This is a genomic window from Schumannella luteola (genome assembly GCF_013408685.1).
GTDB lineage: Bacteria > Actinomycetota > Actinomycetes > Actinomycetales > Microbacteriaceae > Schumannella > Schumannella luteola.
This window is the reverse complement of sequence record NZ_JACBZY010000001.1, coordinates 2,669,291-2,687,886: the sequence shown is the minus strand read 5'-3', so window position 1 is coordinate 2,687,886 and position 18,596 is coordinate 2,669,291. Positions and strand designations below refer to the sequence as shown.

The 18,596-nt window shown below is 71.8% G+C and carries 18 protein-coding genes; 4 read left to right on the top strand and 14 right to left on the bottom strand.

All coding sequences use genetic code 11. The features are described from left to right. Positions 1-100: 100 nt before the first annotated feature. The 5 genes from BJ979_RS12170 to BJ979_RS12150 are packed head-to-tail and all read right to left on the bottom strand — an operon-like array spanning position 101 to position 6,082. Complete coding sequence (locus BJ979_RS12170) at positions 101-1,357, bottom strand: cysteine desulfurase family protein (protein ID WP_179568204.1); 1,257 nt, start codon at positions 1,355-1,357, stop codon at positions 101-103. A gap of 9 nt (positions 1,358-1,366) precedes the next feature. Beyond that, positions 1,367-2,215: a carboxylating nicotinate-nucleotide diphosphorylase gene (gene nadC, locus BJ979_RS12165; protein ID WP_179568203.1), complete on the bottom strand. Its 849-nt coding sequence runs from the start codon at positions 2,213-2,215 to the stop codon at positions 1,367-1,369. Continuing rightward, positions 2,212-3,960, bottom strand: a complete 1,749-nt coding sequence (gene nadB / locus BJ979_RS12160; RefSeq protein WP_343046689.1) for an L-aspartate oxidase — start codon at positions 3,958-3,960, stop codon at positions 2,212-2,214. The genes nadC and nadB overlap by 4 nt, the downstream gene beginning before the upstream one ends. Before the next feature lies 1 nt (position 3,961). After that, a complete protein-coding gene (gene nadA / locus BJ979_RS12155) occupies positions 3,962-5,395 on the bottom strand; it encodes a quinolinate synthase NadA (protein WP_179568201.1) in 1,434 nt (477 codons plus the stop codon). 9 nt (positions 5,396-5,404) lie between these two features. After that, positions 5,405-6,082: an NUDIX hydrolase gene (locus BJ979_RS12150; protein WP_179568199.1), complete on the bottom strand. Its 678-nt coding sequence runs from the start codon at positions 6,080-6,082 to the stop codon at positions 5,405-5,407. Between the two features lie 255 nt (positions 6,083-6,337). Between BJ979_RS12150 and BJ979_RS12145 the strand changes: the two genes are divergently transcribed. Then, positions 6,338-6,904 (top strand): P-loop NTPase family protein, encoded by a 567-nt coding sequence (locus BJ979_RS12145; protein ID WP_179568197.1) that lies wholly within the window; start codon positions 6,338-6,340, stop codon positions 6,902-6,904. Between the two features lie 30 nt (positions 6,905-6,934). Here the strand turns inward: BJ979_RS12145 and BJ979_RS12140 are convergent, their stop codons facing one another. From BJ979_RS12140 to recO, 3 genes are all read right to left on the bottom strand, one after another. Further along, positions 6,935-7,315, bottom strand: a complete 381-nt coding sequence (locus tag BJ979_RS12140; RefSeq protein ID WP_179568195.1) for a hypothetical protein — start codon at positions 7,313-7,315, stop codon at positions 6,935-6,937. A 122-nt stretch (positions 7,316-7,437) separates the two neighbouring features. Further along, positions 7,438-8,259: an isoprenyl transferase gene (locus tag BJ979_RS12135; protein ID WP_179568193.1), complete on the bottom strand. Its 822-nt coding sequence runs from the start codon at positions 8,257-8,259 to the stop codon at positions 7,438-7,440. A gap of 184 nt (positions 8,260-8,443) precedes the next feature. Further along, complete coding sequence (gene recO, locus BJ979_RS12130; protein ID WP_179568191.1) at positions 8,444-9,214, bottom strand: DNA repair protein RecO; 771 nt, start codon at positions 9,212-9,214, stop codon at positions 8,444-8,446. Positions 9,215-9,332: 118 nt separating this feature from the next. Between recO and BJ979_RS12125 the strand changes: the two genes are divergently transcribed. Continuing rightward, entirely contained in the window at positions 9,333-9,797 is a 465-nt protein-coding gene (locus tag BJ979_RS12125) for a phage tail protein (RefSeq protein WP_179568189.1), read from the top strand. 66 nt (positions 9,798-9,863) lie between these two features. On the opposite strand, the gene BJ979_RS12120 is transcribed toward BJ979_RS12125, so the two are convergent. Next, complete coding sequence (locus tag BJ979_RS12120; RefSeq protein ID WP_179568187.1) at positions 9,864-10,598, bottom strand: ribonuclease H family protein; 735 nt, start codon at positions 10,596-10,598, stop codon at positions 9,864-9,866. A 66-nt stretch (positions 10,599-10,664) separates the two neighbouring features. On the opposite strand from BJ979_RS12120, the gene BJ979_RS12115 reads away from it, so the two are divergent. Then, positions 10,665-11,393 carry a trimeric intracellular cation channel family protein gene (locus tag BJ979_RS12115; RefSeq protein WP_179568185.1) on the top strand — a complete coding sequence of 243 codons (729 nt, stop codon included), beginning with the start codon at positions 10,665-10,667 and terminating at the stop codon, positions 11,391-11,393. A gap of 224 nt (positions 11,394-11,617) precedes the next feature. Here BJ979_RS12115 and leuA read toward each other — a convergent pair whose 3' ends face one another. The 5 genes from leuA to BJ979_RS18185 all read right to left on the bottom strand — a co-directional run bounded on the left by leuA (position 11,618) and on the right by BJ979_RS18185 (position 18,010). Continuing rightward, on the bottom strand, positions 11,618-13,378 hold the full coding sequence (leuA, locus tag BJ979_RS12110; RefSeq protein ID WP_179568183.1) for a 2-isopropylmalate synthase: 1,761 nt from the start codon (positions 13,376-13,378) through the stop codon (positions 11,618-11,620). Positions 13,379-13,723: 345 nt separating this feature from the next. Further along, positions 13,724-15,145, bottom strand: a complete 1,422-nt coding sequence (locus BJ979_RS12105; protein ID WP_179568181.1) for an ABC transporter permease — start codon at positions 15,143-15,145, stop codon at positions 13,724-13,726. Beyond that, positions 15,142-15,903, bottom strand: a complete 762-nt coding sequence (locus BJ979_RS12100; RefSeq protein WP_179568179.1) for an ABC transporter ATP-binding protein — start codon at positions 15,901-15,903, stop codon at positions 15,142-15,144. Before BJ979_RS12100 ends, BJ979_RS12105 begins: the two co-directional genes overlap by 4 nt. 176 nt (positions 15,904-16,079) lie before the next feature. Then, positions 16,080-16,745 carry a response regulator gene (locus BJ979_RS12095; RefSeq protein WP_179568177.1) on the bottom strand — a complete coding sequence of 222 codons (666 nt, stop codon included), beginning with the start codon at positions 16,743-16,745 and terminating at the stop codon, positions 16,080-16,082. After that, positions 16,742-18,010: a sensor histidine kinase gene (locus BJ979_RS18185; protein WP_179568175.1), complete on the bottom strand. Its 1,269-nt coding sequence runs from the start codon at positions 18,008-18,010 to the stop codon at positions 16,742-16,744. Before BJ979_RS18185 ends, BJ979_RS12095 begins: the two co-directional genes overlap by 4 nt. A 134-nt stretch (positions 18,011-18,144) precedes the next feature. Between BJ979_RS18185 and BJ979_RS12085 the strand changes: the two genes are divergently transcribed. After that, entirely contained in the window at positions 18,145-18,534 is a 390-nt protein-coding gene (locus BJ979_RS12085) for a thioredoxin family protein (protein ID WP_179568173.1), read from the top strand. Positions 18,535-18,596 lie beyond the last annotated feature (62 nt).

Below are 18,596 nucleotides of genomic sequence, written 5' to 3'. Positions count from 1 at the left end.
AAGGGCTCCTGGAGCGCGGAGTCCGCAGCGCGCGGCCCTAAGTCCAGCGGACGCAGCGCAGGCGGGACTGAGGCGTTGGATCTCGACGGCGGCGGGCGGCTCAGGGGGCGAGCGAGCGCACCTGGTCCACGGCCGACGCGAGCGCCTCCGCGACGCTGCGCGCAGCATCCGGCGTGAAATCCGACGCGAGGGTGAAGCGGATCGCGGTGCGCGCGATGTCCTCGTCGTAGCCGAGCGCGAGCAGAACGTGCGAGGCCTCGTCGCGGCCGGCGGCGCACGCCGAGCCGCTCGAGCCGATCATTCCGAGCTGCTCCAGTTCGAGCAGCACGGCCTCGCCGCTGATGCCGGGCAGCACGAAGGATGCCGTTCCGGGCAGGCGACCTCCCGCATCCGCCGCGCCGCGTGCTGACTTCGCTCCCGATTGGCCCGCCGATCCTGACGCTGACGCTGACGCTGACGCGCTCGTGCCGCCGTTCGACTCGGCGCGCGACGATCGGGGATCCGCTCCGGTCAGCTCGGCGAGCGGCACCCGGAGGGCGACCTCGTCGATGAGCAGGTCGCGCGCCGCGGCGACCGCGAGCGCGCTCTCCTCGGTCTCCGCACGCGTCGATTCGAGAGCTACCGCTAGGGCGACCGCGCCGGCGACGTTCTCGGTTCCGGAGCGCCGGCCGCGTTCCTGGCCGCCGCCCGCGATCACCGGTTCGAGCGGGATGCCGGCGCGTACGGCGAGAGCGCCGACGCCCTTGGGAGCGCCGAGCTTGTGCCCCGAGATCGTGAGGGCGTCGACCCCGAGCTGACCGAGCCCGACGGGGAACCACGCAGCGGACTGCACGGCGTCGGTGTGGAATGGGACCCCGCGCGCATGAGAGATCTCGGCGAACCGGGCGATCGCCTGCACGGTGCCGACCTCGTTGTTGGCATGCTGGATGCTCACCAGCGCCGTGTCGTCGCGCAGCGCGGCGCGCAGATCGTCGGGGTCGACGCGACCCGCGCGATCCACCGGCAGGATCGTCGCGGTCGCGCCGTGAAGGCGTCGCAGCTGATCCACTGCCGCGAGCACGGCCTCGTGCTCGATCGCGGTCGTGACGATGTGACGCCCGCGTGTCGAGGCGAGCACGATCCCCTTGACCGCGAGGTTGTCGGCCTCGGTGCCGCCAGAGGTCAGCACCACCTCCGAGGCCCGGCATCCGAGCTGCGCTGCGATGCGGCGGTGCGCATCCGCGAGGCCGTGGGCGGCACGGCGTCCGAGGTCGTGCGTGCTCGACGGATTGCCGAACTCCCCCGTCAGCCAGGGCCACATCGCCTCGAGCACCTCGCGGCGCACCGGCGAGGTCGCGGCGTGATCGAGATAGAGCATCGGGTGCGCCTAGCCGACGCGGATGTCGAGACCGAGGTCGAGCGAGCGCACGCTGTGCGTGAGCGCGCCGACCGAGATCACGTCGACGCCGGTCGCGGCGATCGCGGCGACGGTCTCGAGCGAGACTCCCCCGCTCGCCTCGACCAGAGCCCGTCCGGCGACCAGCGCGACGCCCTCGACCAGCTGCTCGGGCGTGAAGTTGTCGAGCATGATCGTGTCGACGCCGGCGTCGACGACCTCCTCGATCTGGTCGATCCGATCGACTTCGACCTCGAGATGGGTCGTGTGTCCGATGCGCGCCCGCACGGACCGGATCGCGTCGCCGAGTCCGATGCCCTGCGCCTGCAGCACGGCGAGGTGGTTGTCTTTCGCGAGCACGGCGTCGCTGAGCGAGAAGCGATGGTTGTGTCCGCCGCCGCTACGAACGGCGTGACGCTCGAGCACGCGCAGCCCCGGGGTCGTCTTGCGCGTGTCGACGATGCGCGTCCGGGTGCCGGCGACGGCCTCGACGTAGCGGGCCGTCTGAGTGGCGATCCCCGACATCCGCTGGGCGAGGTTCAGGGCGACGCGCTCGGCCCGCAGCACGGCGCGGGCGCTGCCGCGCACCACGGCGAGCTCGTCGCCGGGAGCGAACCGGTCGCCATCGGCTGCGCGCAGCTCGACGACGGCGCGCGGCTCGACGAGTGTGAAGGTGCGGGCGAAGACCTCGATGCCGCTCAGTAGGCCGGGCTCGCGGGCCGCGAGAACGGCCTTGGCCGGGGCGTCGGCGGGCAGGAACGCCTCCGAGGTCACGTCACCCCACGGGGCGTCCTCGGCCAGTGCGCGGTGAAGGATGTCGTCGATCTGCTCGGGGGTCATGCCAGGGTCGCTCTCGTGCTCGGGATGCTCGTCGCGGTCACGTCGTCGGTGAGCGCTGTGCCGCGGGCTTCGGTCGGAAACTCAGGCGGAGCCGATCGCGCCCGTGTCGACGGTGTCGGAAACTCAGGCGGAGTGCGCGTCGACGGGGCGGCGATCCTCCAGCTCACTCGGCGCAGCCAGCCGTCGTGCGCCTCAGGGTGATCTCGGCGGAAATGCGCGCCGCGCGACTCGGTGCGATGCTGCGCGGCAGCCACGATGAGCGCGGCGAGTTGACCGAGATTCCGGGCCTCGAGCGCTGCGATCGAGTCGCACGACGTCGCTGCCGTAGGCAGCTCGGCGAGGAGATCGGCGGCGCGTCCGAGCCCCTCCGCGGTGCGTTCGAGGCCGGCGAGATCCCACATGATCTGCCGAATGCGGGCGACCTGGGCTGCCTGAGTTTTCGGCACGGCGGGGCCGGCTGAGGAGGCCGCTGCCTGAGTTTCCGACGGGGCCGAGACCGCGAGCGGGTCCACTGCCTGAGTTTCCGACGGGGCTGGGGGCGCCGTCACGAGGCGCAGCTCGCCCAGCGGGGGAAGGGTGCGCCAGGGAGCTTCGAGGGCCGCGGCGGCGCGCTCGGCGAAGACGAGCGATTCGAGCAGCGAGTTCGAGGCGAGGCGGTTGGCGCCGTGCACGCCCGTGCAGGCTGCCTCGCCGACGCAGAACAGACCCGGGATGCTGGTGCGCCCGTCGACGTCGGTGCGCACCCCGCCCATCCAGTAGTGCGCCGCCGGCGTGACCGGGATCGGCTCGCGGGCCCAATCGAAGCCGTGCGCTCGCGTGGTGGCCGTGAGTCCGGGGAAGCGGCGCTCGAGGTACTCGGCCCCGAGCGCGGTCGCGTCGAGCAGCACGGGTCGACCGCCCTGGCGCGCCATCGCGGCGGCGATGCCGCGGGCCACGACGTCGCGCGGGGCGAGTTCGCCATCGGGGTGGACATCGAACATGAACCGGCGCCCGTCTTCGTCGAGCAGCACGCCTCCGTCGCCGCGCACCGCCTCCGAGATGAGCGGCGTGCCCGCGACCGCCAGCGCCGTCGGGTGGAACTGGTAGAACTCGACGTCGGTCAGCTCGGCGCCGGCCCGCCACGCCGCGGCGACCCCGTCGCCGGTCGTCACGGCGGGGTTGGTCGTGTGGGCGAAGAGCCGTCCCGCTCCCCCGGTCGCGATGATCACCGCATCGGCCGGCTCGACGACCAGGCCCGAGGGTCCGAGCAGCTCGGCGCCGACGACGCGCCCATCGCGCAGGATCAGCTCGGCCAGCGCCGTGTCCTCGTGCAGCGCGACCGCGGAGGCCCGCACCGCGGCGAGCAGCGCCCGCTCGATCTCGCGACCGGTCGCATCCCCGCCGGCGTGCACGACGCGGCGCGCCGAGTGCGCGGCCTCGTGTCCGCGAGCGAGGTCGCCCGAGGCTCCGTCCCGGTCGAAGGCGACCCCGAGCGCGATGAGCTCGCGCACCCGGGTCGGCCCCTCCGAGGTGAGGATGCGCACGGCCTCCGGGTCGGCGAGTCCGTCGGCGGCGCGCAGTGTGTCGGCCGCGTGCGACTCGGCGCTGTCGTCGGGGAAGAGTGCGGCGGCGATGCCGCCCTGCGCGTAGGCGGTGTTCGCCTCGCCGGCGGAGGCCTTGGTCACGAGCACGACGTCATGCCGTGCACTCGCCCGATACGCGGCGATCAGCCCGGCGATGCCCGAGCCGACGACGAGGACGCGCACGTCAGACCTCGACGTTCGGGGCGGCTGCAGTCGAACCGGCAACCGAGTCGGAAGCCGCAGCCGAGCCGACCGGCCCGCCCGACGCGACCACCGCATCCGCCACACCCTCGCGCGACCGCGGAGCCGGTGCGTGGGCTGTGCTGGCGGGGGCGGGATCGCCCGGCATCGGCTTCGGGCGCAGCGCGAGCATGCGCTCGAGCGCGAGCCGCGCATCCGCCGCCGTGACCTCGTCGACCTCGATGACGTTCGGGCTGCGGCCCGCGACGAGCTCCTCGAGCACCCAGGCCAGGTAGCCGGGGTGGATGCGGTACATCGTCGAGCACGGGCAGACGACCGGGTCGAGGCAGAAGATCGTGTGCTGCGGGAACTCCGCCGCGAGCCGGTTCACCATGTTGATCTCGGTGCCGATCGCGAAGGTCGTCGGCTCGGTCGCGGCGGCGACGGCCTTGCGGATGTAGTCGGTCGAGCCGGCCTCGTCGGCCGCATCCACGACCTCCATCGGGCACTCGGGGTGCACGATCACGCGCACGCCGGGGAACTCGGCGCGGGCGGCCTCGATCTGGCCGACGTTGAAGCGCTTGTGCACCGAGCAGAAGCCGTGCCAGAGGATGACGCGGGCGTCCTGCAGCTGCTCCGACGTCGAGCCGCCGAGCGGCTTGCGCGGGTTCCACATCGGCATCTGCTCGAGCGCGACGCCCATCTTCTTGGCGGTGTTGCGCCCCAGGTGCTGGTCGGGGAAGAACAGCACGCGCTGGCCGCGGGCGAACGCGTCCTCGAGCACCGTCTCGGCGTTCGACGAGGTGCACACGATGCCGCCGTGGCGGCCGCAGAAGCCCTTCAGCGCGGCGCTGGAGTTCATGTAGGTGACTGGGATGACGGGCACGCGGCCGTCGGCATCCGGCTCGGCTCCGTAGATCTCCTCGAGCTGCGCCCAGCACTCCTCGACCGAGTCGAGGTCGGCCATGTCGGCCATCGAGCAGCCCGCGGCGAGGTTCGGCAGGATCACGTTCTGCGTCGGCTTGGCGAGGATGTCGGCGGTCTCGGCCATGAAGTGCACGCCGCAGAAGACGATCGTCTCGGCCTCGGGCACCGTCTGCGCGGCGTTCGCGAGCTGGAAGGAGTCGCCGAGGAAGTCGGCGTGCTGCACGACCTCGTCGCGCTGGTAGAAGTGCCCGAGGATGACGACGCGGCTGCCGAGCGTCTCCTTGGCAGCACGGATGCGCGCGTGCAGCTCGTCGTTCGCGGCGAGCCGGTACTGCTCGGGCAGCGCTCCCTGACGGGGCGCGCCGACGGGGATCACGTCGCCCATCGACGATCCCGGACCGTAGCCGGTGACGCGGTCGAACTCCCAGGGCCCCTTGGCGAGGTCGGGGGTGCAGCTCGCACCCGCGCCGGTGGTGCGGATGGTCTGGATGAGGGTGTCGACGGAAGGCACGAGGTTCTCCTAGCTGCGTGCGCTGAGCGGGCCGTTGTCGACCAGCTCGATGTCGGCGTCGTAGCGGTAGAGCCGCGGCGGACGATGACGACCCCCGGTCACGTGCTGCTCGGTGCGCACGATCGCGGGGCTGGATTCCACCTGACGGCGGAAGTTGGCGGGGTCGAGCGGTTTGCCGAGCACGGCTTCGTGCACCTGGCGCAGCTCGCTGAGGGTGAAGGTCTCGCCGAGGAAGGCGTGGGCGATGCGCGAGTACTCCATCTTGGTGCGCAGACGCCAGAGGGCGTAGTCGACGATGAGGTTGTGGTCGAAGGCGAGCTCGGGCAGGGCGTCGGCCTCGAACCAGCGCACGTTGTCGTCGACGGTGGATGCCTCGGCCTGCTCCGCGCGCACGAGGGCCCAGTAGACGATCGAGACGACGCGGCCGGTCGGCGAGCGGTCGGGCTTGCCGAAGGCGTAGAGCTGCTCGAGGTACGCCGGCTGCAGCGCGGTCGTCTCGAACAGCTTGCGCGCGGCGGTCGCGCTGAGGCTCTCGTCGACGTCGGCGACGCCGCCCGGCAGGGCCCAGCTCTCGGCGAAGGGGTCGCGGGTGCGACGCACGAGCGGCAGCCAGACCCGCGCCGCGCCGTCGGCGCACGGGCGCAAGGCGAAGATCACGGTCGAGACGGCGAGATCGATGCCGGGCATCTGCGTCTCCGTTCTCGTGATGGGGCTGCGCTCGTCGGGCGACGAGAGTAAAGGTCTGTCTGACTTGAACAGAGGATAGCACTTAGGGTGGATGCGACACTAACCGAGCGGACGCTCGCACGGCCGGGTCGGCGAGGGACTGCCCGCGCCACCCCTCGCGGACGCGGCGCCGCGGGTCTAGCGTGAGCGCATGAGCGCCTGTCGATTCTCTGCGTCGTCAGCATCCCGCGGCCTGCGACCTGCTGGGCTGTGATCGTGCTCTCCGCCGATCAGCCGCTGCCGCACCGCCCCCACCGTGTTCTCGTCTGCGGGGTCTCGGGCAGCGGCAAGACGACCCTCGCAGCGCGGCTCGGGGGCATCCTCGGGCTCCCCCACACCGACATCGACTCGCTGCACTGGGGCCCCGATTGGACGCCGCGCCCGCAGTTCTCCGACGACGTGGATGCGCTGATCGCCGGCGACGAGTGGATCACCGAGTGGTCGTATCGCCTGGTGCGCGAGCGCCTCCTCGACCGCGCCGACCTGCTCGTGTGGATCGATCATCCGTTCCGCGTGACCCTGCAGCGGGCGGCGCGCAGAGCCATCCGGCGGCGGGTGCGCCGCGAGGTGCTCTGGTCCGGCAACGTGGAGCCGCCGTTGCACACCTTCTTCACCCGACCCGACGACAACATCCTGCGCTGGACCATCGCGACGCGCGACAAGTACCGTCGCCGTGTTCCCGAGGTCGCCGCCGAGCGCCCCGAGCTGCCGATCGTCCGGCTGGCGAGCCCGGCGGAGGCGGCCGGCTTCGCGCACCGGCTGATCACCGATCCGCCGCGCTGACGCTGTCGCCCTCGGCTTGTCCGCGCGGGGTCAGGCTGCGGCGGCGAGCTGGCGCGCGAAGAGCACCCGCCCGTGCACGTCCGCCGCCGCACCCGGCTGGCTCACCGGGAGGTTCACGACGTGGAGGAACCCGGGCCCCTGCACCGTGACCTGCACATGCCCGACGACACGCTGCTCCTTCGCCAGCAGGAACAGCAGGCTGAACAGGGTGATCACGAAGAATCCGACGATCGCGACGACGATCGCCCAGGTGGGGATCCGCTGCTCGACCCGCGAGAAGTCGACGGCGGTGATGTTCGCCCCGCTGACCGGGATCGTGCCGCTCGGCGTCACGATCCAGTGCTGAGTGACCTGGATGTCGCCCACCGCGACCAGCACGGGATCATGAGGGGCGGGGGCGAGCTGCGACACGATGACTCCTCGGTTTCGTCATCGAAGCCTAGCGGGAGAGTCAGCCGGCGAGGGCGGAGAGGAGGAGCCGGGGATCACGCCGGGCCGGGGCCGAAGGCGGTCACCGCGTCCTAGCCCGCTGGTCACCGCGGAGGCGCGCCGGGCGCATCCACCGCTCCCCCGAAACGGCGAGCCCGCTGCGCGAACAGACCGACCGCGTGCCACAGATCGGTGCGCGAGAAGTCGGGCCAGAGCGTGTCGAGGAACACCATCTCGGCGTAGGCCGACTGCCAGAGCTGGAAATTGCTCGTGCGCTGCTCCCCCGAGCTGCGCACGAAGAGATCGACGTCCGGCAGGTCGGGCGTGTACAGGTGCTTCTGGATGGTCTTCTCGCTGATCTTCGCCGGGTTCAGCCGACCGGCCGCCACCTCGCTGCCGATCGCGCGCACCGCATCCGCGATCTCCGTGCGCCCGCCGTAGTTCACGCACATGGTCAGCGTCATCGTGCTGTTGCCGGCGGTCAGGCGCTCGGCGAACTGCAGCTCGTCGATGACGGAGCGCCACAGCTTCGGCTTGCGTCCGGCCCAGCGCACCCGTACGCCCCAGGCGTTGAGCTGGTCGCGACGTCGGTGCAGCACATCCCGGTTGAAGCCCATGAGGAAGCGCACCTCGTCGGGACTGCGCTTCCAGTTCTCGGTCGAGAAGGCGTAGACGCTGAGGTGCTTGACGCCGATCTGGATCGCTCCGGCGACGACGTCGAGCAGCGCCGCCTCGCCGGCCTGATGGCCCTGCGTGCGCGTCAGCCCCTGACGGTTGGCCCAGCGGCCGTTGCCGTCCATGACGATCGCGACGTGCTCGGGCACCGCGCTCGCCGGGATCGCCGGCGGGTACAGGCCGGTCCAGTCGACGGGCTTGAAGTCGACGGCGTCGCGGTGGGTGCGCACGAAGCGCGAAGGATCGGTCATCGCGTCGATCGTGCCATGCGCGCCCGCCGCCGTCCGGTCGCGACGCTCGCCAGGCCGTCGGAAACTCAGGCAGCCGTGTCCTGGGCGGGCCGGTCGAGGCCCATCGGGGCCGACTCAGGAGCCCGTTGCCTGAGTTTCCGACAGCGCGAGCAGGAAGCGCGCGAGCGGCTCAGCGGGAGAGACGTCAGGTGGCGGGGATGCTCGGAGCCGACGGGGGTCGGTCGAGCGCCGCGCTGCGGTCCACGTGCGTGAGCGAGCGGAGGCCGCGCTCCAGGTGGTACTGCACGTAGGCGGCGACGACACCCGAAGCCTGACCGCGCGAACGCTCGTCGCTGTCTTCGGCCGCATCCCAGTCGCCGGCGAGCAGGGCGCCCAGCAGGCTCAGCGTCGACACGTCGAGACGGGGCGTCCCCGGCGGTGCCACCGCATCCGCGACGACACCGCCGAGCTGCGGCGAGAAGGCCGTATGCGGGCCGGATGCGCCGGTGACAGCGCAGTCGACGAAGGTCGGCGCCCAGCCGGCGATCGACAGCGCGCGAAGCAGGTAGGAGTCGAGGGTCAGTCCCGGCGTGTGCTCCCCGCGCGCGAGGGAGCGCAGCGCGCCGACGATCAGGAGGTAGTGCTGGAGTCCGGCGTCGTGATCGGTCAGCCGATCCGCCGTCTCGACCATCGCCGTCGCCGCCGTGTAGCGGGCGTAGTCGCCCACGATGTCGGCGCCGTACGCCCCGATCGACTCGGCCTGCTGCACGATGTCGAGACTGCGGCCCTCATAGCACTGCACGTCGGCGACCATGAAGGGCTCGAGGCGCGAGCCGAAGCGCGACGCCGTGCGCCGCACGCCCTTCGCGACGGCGCGGATCTTGCCGTGGCGTCGGCTGAGCATCGTGACGATGCGGTCCGCCTCACCCAGCTTGTGGGTGCGCAGGACCACGACGTCGTCACGGTAGGTCGGCACCGGGACATTCTGCCTCCGACCGCCGACTCCCGCCGGGAGCCCACTCCCGCCGTGCCCGACCGCGCAGCACTACGCTCAGCCGAGGACGGGTCGCCAGGCCCGCCGGGAGGAGCATCCGATGTCGTACGCCGTGGACTTCACCGAGGTGTCGACCGTCGGCCTGGAGTCGTCGCCGGTCGCCGAGGCGCTGGCCGGACTGCGCGCGAACGAGGCCCGCTACTTCAAGAACAAGTACGACCACGTGTTCACGACCGAGCCCGCCGCGGACGCGCAGGCGACGATCGACTGGGTGCACGGCATCCTCGCCGACGAGCGCGACCTCGCGATCGCGTCGACGCCGCTCGAGGCCACGGAGTTCGAGGTCGAGGGCATCAGGATCGCCTACGTCTTCTACCAGAGCGGACTCTCGATCAACGTCATGTACACGCTCGCCGACTCGGGCAAGCGCGCGGTCGGCTTCAAGCTCTCCGACGGGATGGAGGTGCCGGCCGAGCTGGCGGACAAGTTCAAGTTCGCGCGTCAGAAGTCGAAGCTCGCCGGCACGATCCGCGGATCGTTCTTCGTCATCAAGAAGGAGCACTGAGCTTCTGGGCGCCCTCGGACGCCAGAGGGTCGACACTCGACACTCGGCGCCCGGCACTCGAACGGCTCAGATGAGCGAGCGCAGCAGCTGCTCCGGCGACACGCCCTCGTCCTGAGCCCGCGCCAGCAGCCGGCGATGACCGTCGGCGTCGAGCCGCACGACGATCTCGATCTCCGTCGGGTCGTCGAAGTCGAACAGCGTCGCCTCGGCCGGGATCTCGCGGTCGGAGAGACCGTCGTCCGCGGCGGACGAGGAACCGGGGCGCTCGGCCGCGTCGGACGCCGGAGCCGCCGCAGCCGCCGCAGCGGCTGCCGGTGCCGAGGCCGGTGACGGCACCGACTCGCCGAAGCCCGGGCCCGCATCCACGTCGCGTCCGCGCTGGTACGCCTCGGCGGCGGCGCGCGCCCGCACGTCCGCCGCCTCGTTGAGCCCGTGGCCGGCGTGGCCCTTGACCCACTCGAAGCGGTAACGGCGGCCCTTGATCGCCTCGTCGAGCTGCTGCAGCAGGTCGACGTTGAGCACCGGGGCGCCGTCGCGCTTGCGCCAGCCCTTCGACTTCCAGCCCGGCATCCACTTGGTGACGCAGTTGATGACGTACTGGCTGTCGCACAGCACGAGCAGGTCGTCGTCGAGATGCGCGGTCGCGCGGAAGAACTCGAGCACCGCCTGCAGCTCGCCGCGGTTGTTCGTCGCGTGCGGCCAGCCCCCGGCCGCCCAGTTCTGCTCGTCGACGAACCACGCCCATCCGGCCGGCCCGGGATTGCCGAGTGCGGATCCGTCGGCGGCGGCGGTGATCGTCATGGGGCTCCCTCCGCGCGCCGTCCGGCGCGCCGCGTCCAACCCTAGGGCGCGCCGACGACGTGCCGGATGCGCACGGCGCGCGCCGCAGGACGGCACACTGGAGCCGTGACGAGCGCCGCCTTCACGATCCCGCTGTGGGCCGACCTGCTGTCGATCGGCATCGGCAGCCTGCAGGGGGCGATGTTCGCCGCCGGCTTCCGCGATCGCCGCCTCGATCTGCTCGGCGTCGCGATCATCGGCATCGCGACCGGCTTCGGCGGCGGAATCCTGCGCGACGTGCTGCTGTCGCAGGTGCCCGCGGCCTTGCAGACGAACTGGCACCTGATCGTCGCGACCGGGGCGGCGCTGCTCGGCATGCTGCTCGAGCGCATCTTCCACCGGCTGCGGCACCTCATCACGGTGCTGGATGCGCTCACGCTCGGACTGTTCGGCGCCATCGGCACCACGAAGGCGCTCTCGCTCGGGCTGCCGGTCGTGCCGGCGATCTTCCTCGGCGCGATCTCGGCGGTCGGCGGGTCGATCCTGCGCGATCTGCTGCTGAACCTGCCGATCGCGCTCATGCACGTCAGCTCGCTCTACGCGGTGGCGGCGATCGCCGGGGCGACGAGCCTCGTCGGACTCGTCGCCCTCGGCGCGCCGATCGCGACCGCGGCGACAGTGTGCGTCGCCCTCACGGTCGTGATCCGGGTGCTCGCGGTGCTGTTCTCGTGGACGCTGCCGGAGCAGAGAGCGCTCGCCTGGCGGTTCACCTGGCGTCGCTCGGTTCGTGAGGCGGAGCAGCCGGGTTCCGACTGACCGCCCGCTGTCGGAGACTCAGGCGGAGGGCGCTCCGCGCGACCGGTCGGAAACTCAGGCGGCAGTGTCCGGAACGACTGGCTCCGAACCGGAACGACGGGGCCGGCCACCGATGAATCGCACGGACTGCCTGAGTTTCCGACAGAGCGCTCGGCGGGCGCCTGCCTGAGTTTCCGACGGCGCGGAGATGGTGCGGCCGGGCGCCGGCTCGGGAACTCGAGGGGTCAGACGGCGGCGAGCTCCGGGGCGTCGTCGCGCACACGCACCGCGCGGTTGACAGCCGAGACGACGGCCTTGAGCGACGCGGTCGAGATGTCGGCGTCGATGCCGACGCCCCACAGACGCTGGTCGCCGACCTGCAGCTCGACGTAGGCGGCCGCCTGCGCGTCACCCGAGGCCGAGAGCGCGTGCTCGACGTAGTCGTAGAGACGCACCTCGTGACCCTGCTCGGCGAGGATGCCCAGGAACGCCGCGATCGGCCCGTTGCCGACGCCCGTGGTCTGGCTCACGTCCTCCCCCACGCGCCAGCGGATGTCGAGCTCGATCGAGCCGGTCATCTCGCTCGCCGTGCGGGTCGACAGGATCTCGTAGCGGCCCCACTTGTCGTCGGCCGCGGCCGCCGGCAGGTACTCGTCCTGGAACACCGTCCAGATCTGGTCGCTCGTGACCTCTCCGCCCTCGGTGTCGGTCTTCGACTGCACGACCTGGCTGAACTCGATCTGCAGGCGACGCGGCAGGTCGAGCGAGTGGTCGGCCTTGAGCAGGTAGGCGACGCCGCCCTTGCCCGACTGCGAGTTGACGCGGACGACGGCCTCGTAGCCGCGACCCAGATCCTTCGGGTCGACGGGCAGGTAGGGAACGGCCCACTCGAGGTCGGCGACCGGGGTCCCGGTCTCGACCGAGCGGCGCTCCATCGCCTCGAAGCCCTTCTTGATCGCATCCTGGTGGCTGCCGCTGAACGCGGTGTAGACCAGGTCGCCCGCCCAGGGGCTGCGCTCGGGGACGCGCAGCTGGTTGCAGTACTCGGCCGTGCGGCGGATCTCGTCGAGGTCGCTGAAGTCGATCTGCGGGTCGACGCCCTGCGTGAAGAGGTTGATGCCCAGCGCGACCAGGTCGACGTTGCCGGTGCGCTCGCCGTTGCCGAAGAGGCAGCCCTCGATGCGGTCGGCGCCAGCCTGGTAGCCGAGCTCGGCCGCCGCGATCGCGGTGCCGCGGTCGTTGTGCGGGTGCAGGCTCAGGATGACGTTCTCGCGGTGGTTCAGGTTGCGCGACATCCACTCGATCGAGTCGGCGTAGACGTTCGGCGTCGCCATCTCGACCGTCGAGGGCAGGTTGATGATGACCTTGCGCTCGGGCGTCGGCTCGAGCACCTCGAGCACCTGGTTGCAGATGTCGCGGGCGAACTCGAGCTCGGTGCCGGTGTAGCTCTCGGGCGAGTACTCGTAGTACACGGTCGTCTCGGGGATCGTCTTCTCGTACTCGCGGCAGAGGCGCGCGCCCTCGAGGGCGATGTCGATGATGCCCTGCTGGTCGGTGCGGAAGACGACATCCCGCTGCAGGATGCTCGTCGAGTTGTAGAGGTGCACGATCGCCTGCTTGGCGCCGCGCAGCGACTCGTAGGTGCGGGCGATGAGGTGCTCGCGCGCCTGGGTGAGCACCTGGATGGTGACGTCATCCGGGATCGCGCCGTCGTCGATGAGGTTGCGCACGAAGTCGAAGTCGGTCTGGCTGGCCGACGGGAAGCCGACCTCGATCTGCTTGTAGCCCATCTTCACGAGCAGGTCGAACATGATGCGCTTGCGCTCGGGGCTCATGGGGTCGATGAGCGCCTGGTTGCCATCGCGCAGGTCGACCGCGCACCAGAGCGGCGCGGTGTCGATGACCTTGGCTGGCCAGGTGCGGTCGGGCAGGTCGGTGCGGAACTGCTCGCTGTAGGAGCGGTAGCGGTGCACCGGCATCGGGCTGGGCTTCTGGGTGTTCTGCATGATCGAGCTGGTCTCTCCGGACGAAGGGGAAGTCAACAGCCGTCGACAGACTCCGCGACGAGGGAGGCCGTCAGATCGAGACCTCGTCGCGGCAGCTAAGAAGGAGCTGGCCGAAGCGCACGTCAGCAGGCTAGCACCGTCGGCGCGGCGCCCGCCCCGCGGCCCTGTCGGAAACTCAGGCAGCGCGAGACGAGACGGGCGCCGCGCACCCGGATCACGAGGATCGGGATGCACGGCGCCTGAGTTTCCGACATGCGCTCGGACCGGGTGGATGCGCGCGGCGTCGGCCCGGGGAGCGCGAGGCCGAACAGGCGGCCCGGCAGGCAGCCGGGCGGGTGGCCGGGGTCAGTCGACGGCGAGAGCCGTGACCGGGGCGACACGGGTCGCGCGCCGGGCCGGGGCGAGCGACGCGACCCAGGTGAGCAGCGCGGCCGCCACCACGATCACCGCGAGCAGCACCCACGGCACACCGGGGAGCACGAGCCCGGGCGAGCCGTTGATGCTGCCGAGCAGCGACTGCGCGCCGCACCAGCCGTAGAAGGCGCCCAGCACGAGGCCGACGAGCACCGCCGTGCCGGTGAGCTGCGCGCTCTCGACGGTGATCATGGTGCGCAGCTGCCGCACGCTGAAGCCGAGCGCCCGCAGCAGGCCGAGCTCGCGGGTGCGCTGCACGACGCTGAGCGAGAGGTTGTTGACGAGGCCGACCGCCGCGATGAGCGCGCTGAAGCCGACGAGCACCGAGAATACCGCCTGGATGGCCGTCAGGATCGTGTCGGTTCCGGCGTAGGTCTCCGGCTGGTCGGCCTGCGCCGCGTGGATCATGTCGCTGAAGCTCGCGATCGCGACGCCGAACATCGTGATCAGCGTGACGCCGATGACGACGCCGATCGTCGTGCGGGAGCTGCGCTCGGGGTACCGCAGCGCGTTCTCCGAGGCGAGGCGCGCGGTCGGCGCGCTGCCGAAGAGCCGCCCGACCAGGCGCAGCGCGGGCGGCATGATCAGGTGCGCGCCGGCGATGAGTCCGCTGAAGGACAGGATGCCGCCGACGATCCCGATGAGCACGCCGAAGGGCGACACGAGCCCGACGGCCACTCCGAGCAGCAGCACGAGCGTGCCGAGCGCGAACAGCACGATCGAGATGACCGTGCGCGCGGGGCGGCGCACGAGCTCCTCGCGCCCGGCCTCCTGCGCTCCCCCGATCGCCTGCAGCGGCGTGACGGCGAGCACGCGCCGCGAGCCGATCCACGAGGCGGCCCAGGTGGTGAGAATCACGGCGACCATCGGGATGACGATCACCGGGTTCAGCCAGCCGAGGCCGTACCCGGTGTCGGGGATCGTGTCGGTGACGACGGCGAGCCGGTCGAGCGCGACCGCGAATCCGGTGCCGATGACCGCGCCGAGCAGCGCGCCCAGCACGCCGACCCCGACGCCCTCGCGCGCGATCCCTCGTCGCTGCGCCTGCGCGCTGTCGCCGATGAGCCGCAGCAGCGCGATCGTGCGCGCCCGGCCGGCGACGATCGTCGCGAAGGTGTTGGCGGTGACGATCGCGCCCACGTAGATCGAGATCGCGATGAAGACGAGCGCGAGGATCGAGAGCATGAGCGGCAGGGTCGTCGCACTGCGTCCCGCGGCCGGGTCGGCCTTGACGAGCGCGCCGAGGAAGCCGGTCACCTGCAGCAGCGCGACGCCGAAGGCGGCGCTCAGCGTCGCGACGGTGATGCTCGAGGCGTGGCCGCGCAGGGCGACGCCTCCGCGTGCGCCGCTCACGCGGCACTCTCCATGGCGAGCATGGTGCGCGAGATCTCCTCGGCGCTCTGCCGCGGCCGGTCGTCGACGACGACCCCGTCGGCGAGGAACAGGATGCGGTCGGCGTAGCTGGCCGCGACCGGGTCGTGGGTGACCATCGCGATCGACTGGCCGTAGTCGCGACTCGCGGTCGACAGCAGCGACAGCACCTCACGGCCGGTGCGCGAGTCGAGGTTGCCGGTCGGCTCGTCGGCGAAGACGAGCTCGGGCCGGGTGGCGAGGGCGCGGGCGATGGCGACGCGCTGCTGCTGCCCCCCCGAGAGCTCGTGCGGGCGGTGCCGCAGGCGCGGGCCGAGGCCGAGCGCGGCGATCAGCTGGTCGATCCACGCCTTCTCCTGCTGGTCGGGGCGTCGCCCGTCGAGTTCGAAGGGAAGCAGGATGTTGCCGGCGACGTCGAGCGTCGGAACCAGGTTGAACGACTGGAAGACGAAGCCGACGCGGCGGCGCCGCAGCAGGGTGAGCTGGGTGTCGCCCATCCCGCCGATCTCGGCGTCGCCGAGCCAGACGCGGCCGCCGGTCGGCGAGTCGAGGCCGGCCATGATGTGCATGAGCGTCGACTTGCCCGAGCCGCTCGGGCCCATGATCGCGGTGAACTCGCCGCGGCGGATGCCGAGGGTCACGTCCCGCAGCGCGGTCACCTCGCCGGCGGCGCGGCCGTAGCTCTTGGTCAGGTTCTGCACCCGGGCGACGAGGCCCATGTCGGTGGTCGTGATCTCCATGTCTCCGACGCTACGGAGCGGCATCCTGCCGGTCGTCCCGCTGCGGGAGGTGCGGTGTCATCCGCCGGGATGATCCGCCGCTCCGACCCGCGTCGCATGCCGGTCGCCCACGACGTCCCGCGACGCACGATTCCGCACGACGGCACTGCGCGGCGTCGAGCACCTGCGCGGTCAGGTCAGTCGGTGAGCCGGTTCTCGTAGGCGTAGACGACGAGCTGCACGCGGTCGCGCAACCCGAGCTTGGCGAGGATGCGGCTGATGTGCGTCTTCACGGTCGCCTCGCTCACGTACTCCTGCGCCGCGATCTCGCTGTTGCTGCGCCCCGCGGCCGCCAGGAGGAAGATCTCGCGCTCGCGCTGCGTCAGCTCGCCGAACTCGGGCGGCGGTGCGGTGGCCGAGCTGCGGGAGCCGAACTGCTGGAACAGCTCCTTCGTGGCCGAGGCGGCGATCACGGAGGTGCCGGCGTGCACGGTGCGGATCGCGGCGAGCAGGAACTCCGGGTCGGCGTCCTTCAGCACGAAGCCGCTCGCCCCGGCGCGGATCGCGCGGGCCGCGGCTTCGTCGAGGTCGAAGGTCGTGAGCACGAGGATGCGGGGGCTCTCGGCCCCGGCCGTGCGCGCCTGCACGATGCGCGCCGTCGCGTCGATTCCGTCGAGCACCGGCATGCGGATGTCCATGAGGATGACGTCGGGCTTCGCCGAGGCGGCGAGCGAGATGCCCTCGACGCCGTCACCGGCCTCGCCGACGAACTCGAGGTCGGGCTGCGAGCTCACGAGCATGCGGATGCCGGTGCGGAACAGGGCCTGGTCGTCGACCAGGGCGACGCGGATGCGGTCGGTCACGGAGCGGGGTGCCTCTCGTCGGCGGTGGCCGGCGCCGAGGGCGCCGGGTCGATGGTCGTGGGGGTCGCGCGCGGCCCGACGCCGAGCGCGGGCTGCTGCGCCGCCGTGGCGACCTCGGCGGGGAGCCAGGTGCGCACGACGAAGCGGGCGCCCTCGCTGCCGGCGCCGAGCGTGCCGCCGACGAGGTTGGCGCGCTCGGTCATGCCGGCGAGCCCGTGGCCGGGGTGCGCGTTCGGCACCGCGTTGGGGCGCAGTGCGCTCGCGATCGAGAGGTGCAGACCGCCGGGGGCCCAGTCGAAGCGCAGCTGCACGGGCTCTCCCGCGTCGCCGTGGCGCAGCGCGTTCGTGAGCGACTCCTGCACGATCCGGTAGATCGCGAGCTGCGTGGGCGTGGGGAACGGCAGCGCGACGCCGGACCCGCCGACCTCGATCGCCAGACCGGAGGCGCGCATCTGCTCGTAGAGGCGCTCGAGGTCGGCGATCGCCGGCTGCGGGGCGTCGCCCTGCTTGTGGCGCAGCTGCGCGAGCAGCACGCGCACATCGGCCAGGGCCTCACGCGAGGTCGAGGCGATCGTGGTGAGCGCCTCATCCACCGCCTCGGGGTCGGTCTTGCGCAGGTAGCGCGCGCCGTCGGCCTGGGCGATCACGACAGCGAGCGAGTGCGCGACGACATCGTGCATGTCGCGGGCGATGCGGGTGCGCTCCTGCTCGGCGATGACCTCGTAGGACGCGGCGGCGGCCTGCGCGCGGCTCACGCGGGCGCGGAGGCCGATCGTCATGAGCAGACCGGCCGTCCACGACAGCAGGAAGCCCGCGAGGGCGGCGCCGAAGAGGAATCCGCCGACGAGCAGGAAGCGGGCCGCGTCACCAGGCCCGGGCAGGCCCTCCGACAGCATCGGCACGATCTGGATGTAGAAGGCGACGCAGAAGGCGCCGAGGAACGACGAGGCGAACCCCAGCCAGCGCACGAGACGCGTGCCGTGCGCGGCTGTCGCGAAGAGCACACCGAGGATCAGCAGGTTCGAGGGTCCGGGGCTCGGGATGCGCGCGAGCATCTCGAGGATCGCCACGACCCAGGTGATGCCGAGCGCCAGGCCCGGAGCGAGCCGGCGGAAGACGAGCGCGACAGCGAAGCCGATGAGCGCCAGCGGCTCGGCCGGCATCGTGCTGCTGATCAGCAGCGCCGGCCAGATGAACACGACCACGATGCCCGCGGGCACGGCGATATCGACCGTGAGCTGGGTGCGGGTGAGCGGACGGAACACGTCTCCACGGTAGGCCAGACGCACGACCGCCCCGTCGCGTGAGGCCGGATATCCCTCGGACGGCGGCCGCAGATCATCCTGCGGTCGTACGCGCCCGCCAGCGCGGGCGTCGTGGCCCGCCTAGGCTGAGACCCATGGCCACGGTGGATCTGACCGAGCAGGACTTCGAATCGACGATCCTCGAGGGCGGCATCGTCCTCGTGGACTTCTGGGCCGACTGGTGCGGCCCGTGCAAGGCGTTCGCGCCGATCTACGACTCGGCGAGCGGCGACAATGCCGACATCGTCTTCGGCAAGGTCGACACCGAAGATCAGCGCGGTCTCGCCGGCGCCGCCGAGATCCAGGCGATCCCGACGCTCATGGCCTTCCGCGACGGCATCGGCGTGTTCAAGCAGGCCGGCGCGCTTCCCCGCCCCGCGCTCGACGAGCTGATCACGCAGATCCGCGCGCTCGACATGGACGGCATCCGCGCGCAGATCGCGCAGCAGGAGTCGGCCGCCGGCTCGGCTCCCGCGGCGGAGTAGTCCCCGCACCGGCGCTCCCCCGCCTCGACTCGTGAAGCCGGGCACGCCGTGGTCGCCGTGCC

What these genes read in the sequence shown, in the direction of transcription:
- BJ979_RS12170 (WP_179568204.1), bottom strand. Translation starts at nt 1,357, where the DNA reads ATGCTCTATCTCGATCACGCCGCGACCTCGCCGGTGCGCCGCGAGGTG.
- nadC (WP_179568203.1), bottom strand. Translation starts at nt 2,215, where the DNA reads ATGACCCCCGAGCAGATCGACGACATCCTTCACCGCGCACTGGCCGAG.
- BJ979_RS12150 (WP_179568199.1), bottom strand. Translation starts at nt 6,082, where the DNA reads ATGCCCGGCATCGATCTCGCCGTCTCGACCGTGATCTTCGCCTTGCGC.
- BJ979_RS12135 (WP_179568193.1), bottom strand. Translation starts at nt 8,259, where the DNA reads ATGACCGATCCTTCGCGCTTCGTGCGCACCCACCGCGACGCCGTCGAC.
- BJ979_RS12125 (WP_179568189.1), top strand. Translation starts at nt 9,333, where the DNA reads ATGTCGTACGCCGTGGACTTCACCGAGGTGTCGACCGTCGGCCTGGAG.
- BJ979_RS12120 (WP_179568187.1), bottom strand. Translation starts at nt 10,598, where the DNA reads ATGACGATCACCGCCGCCGCCGACGGATCCGCACTCGGCAATCCCGGG.
- BJ979_RS12115 (WP_179568185.1), top strand. Translation starts at nt 10,665, where the DNA reads ATGCGCACGGCGCGCGCCGCAGGACGGCACACTGGAGCCGTGACGAGC.
- leuA (WP_179568183.1), bottom strand. Translation starts at nt 13,378, where the DNA reads ATGCAGAACACCCAGAAGCCCAGCCCGATGCCGGTGCACCGCTACCGC.
- BJ979_RS12100 (WP_179568179.1), bottom strand. Translation starts at nt 15,903, where the DNA reads ATGGAGATCACGACCACCGACATGGGCCTCGTCGCCCGGGTGCAGAAC.
- BJ979_RS12085 (WP_179568173.1), top strand. Translation starts at nt 18,145, where the DNA reads ATGGCCACGGTGGATCTGACCGAGCAGGACTTCGAATCGACGATCCTC.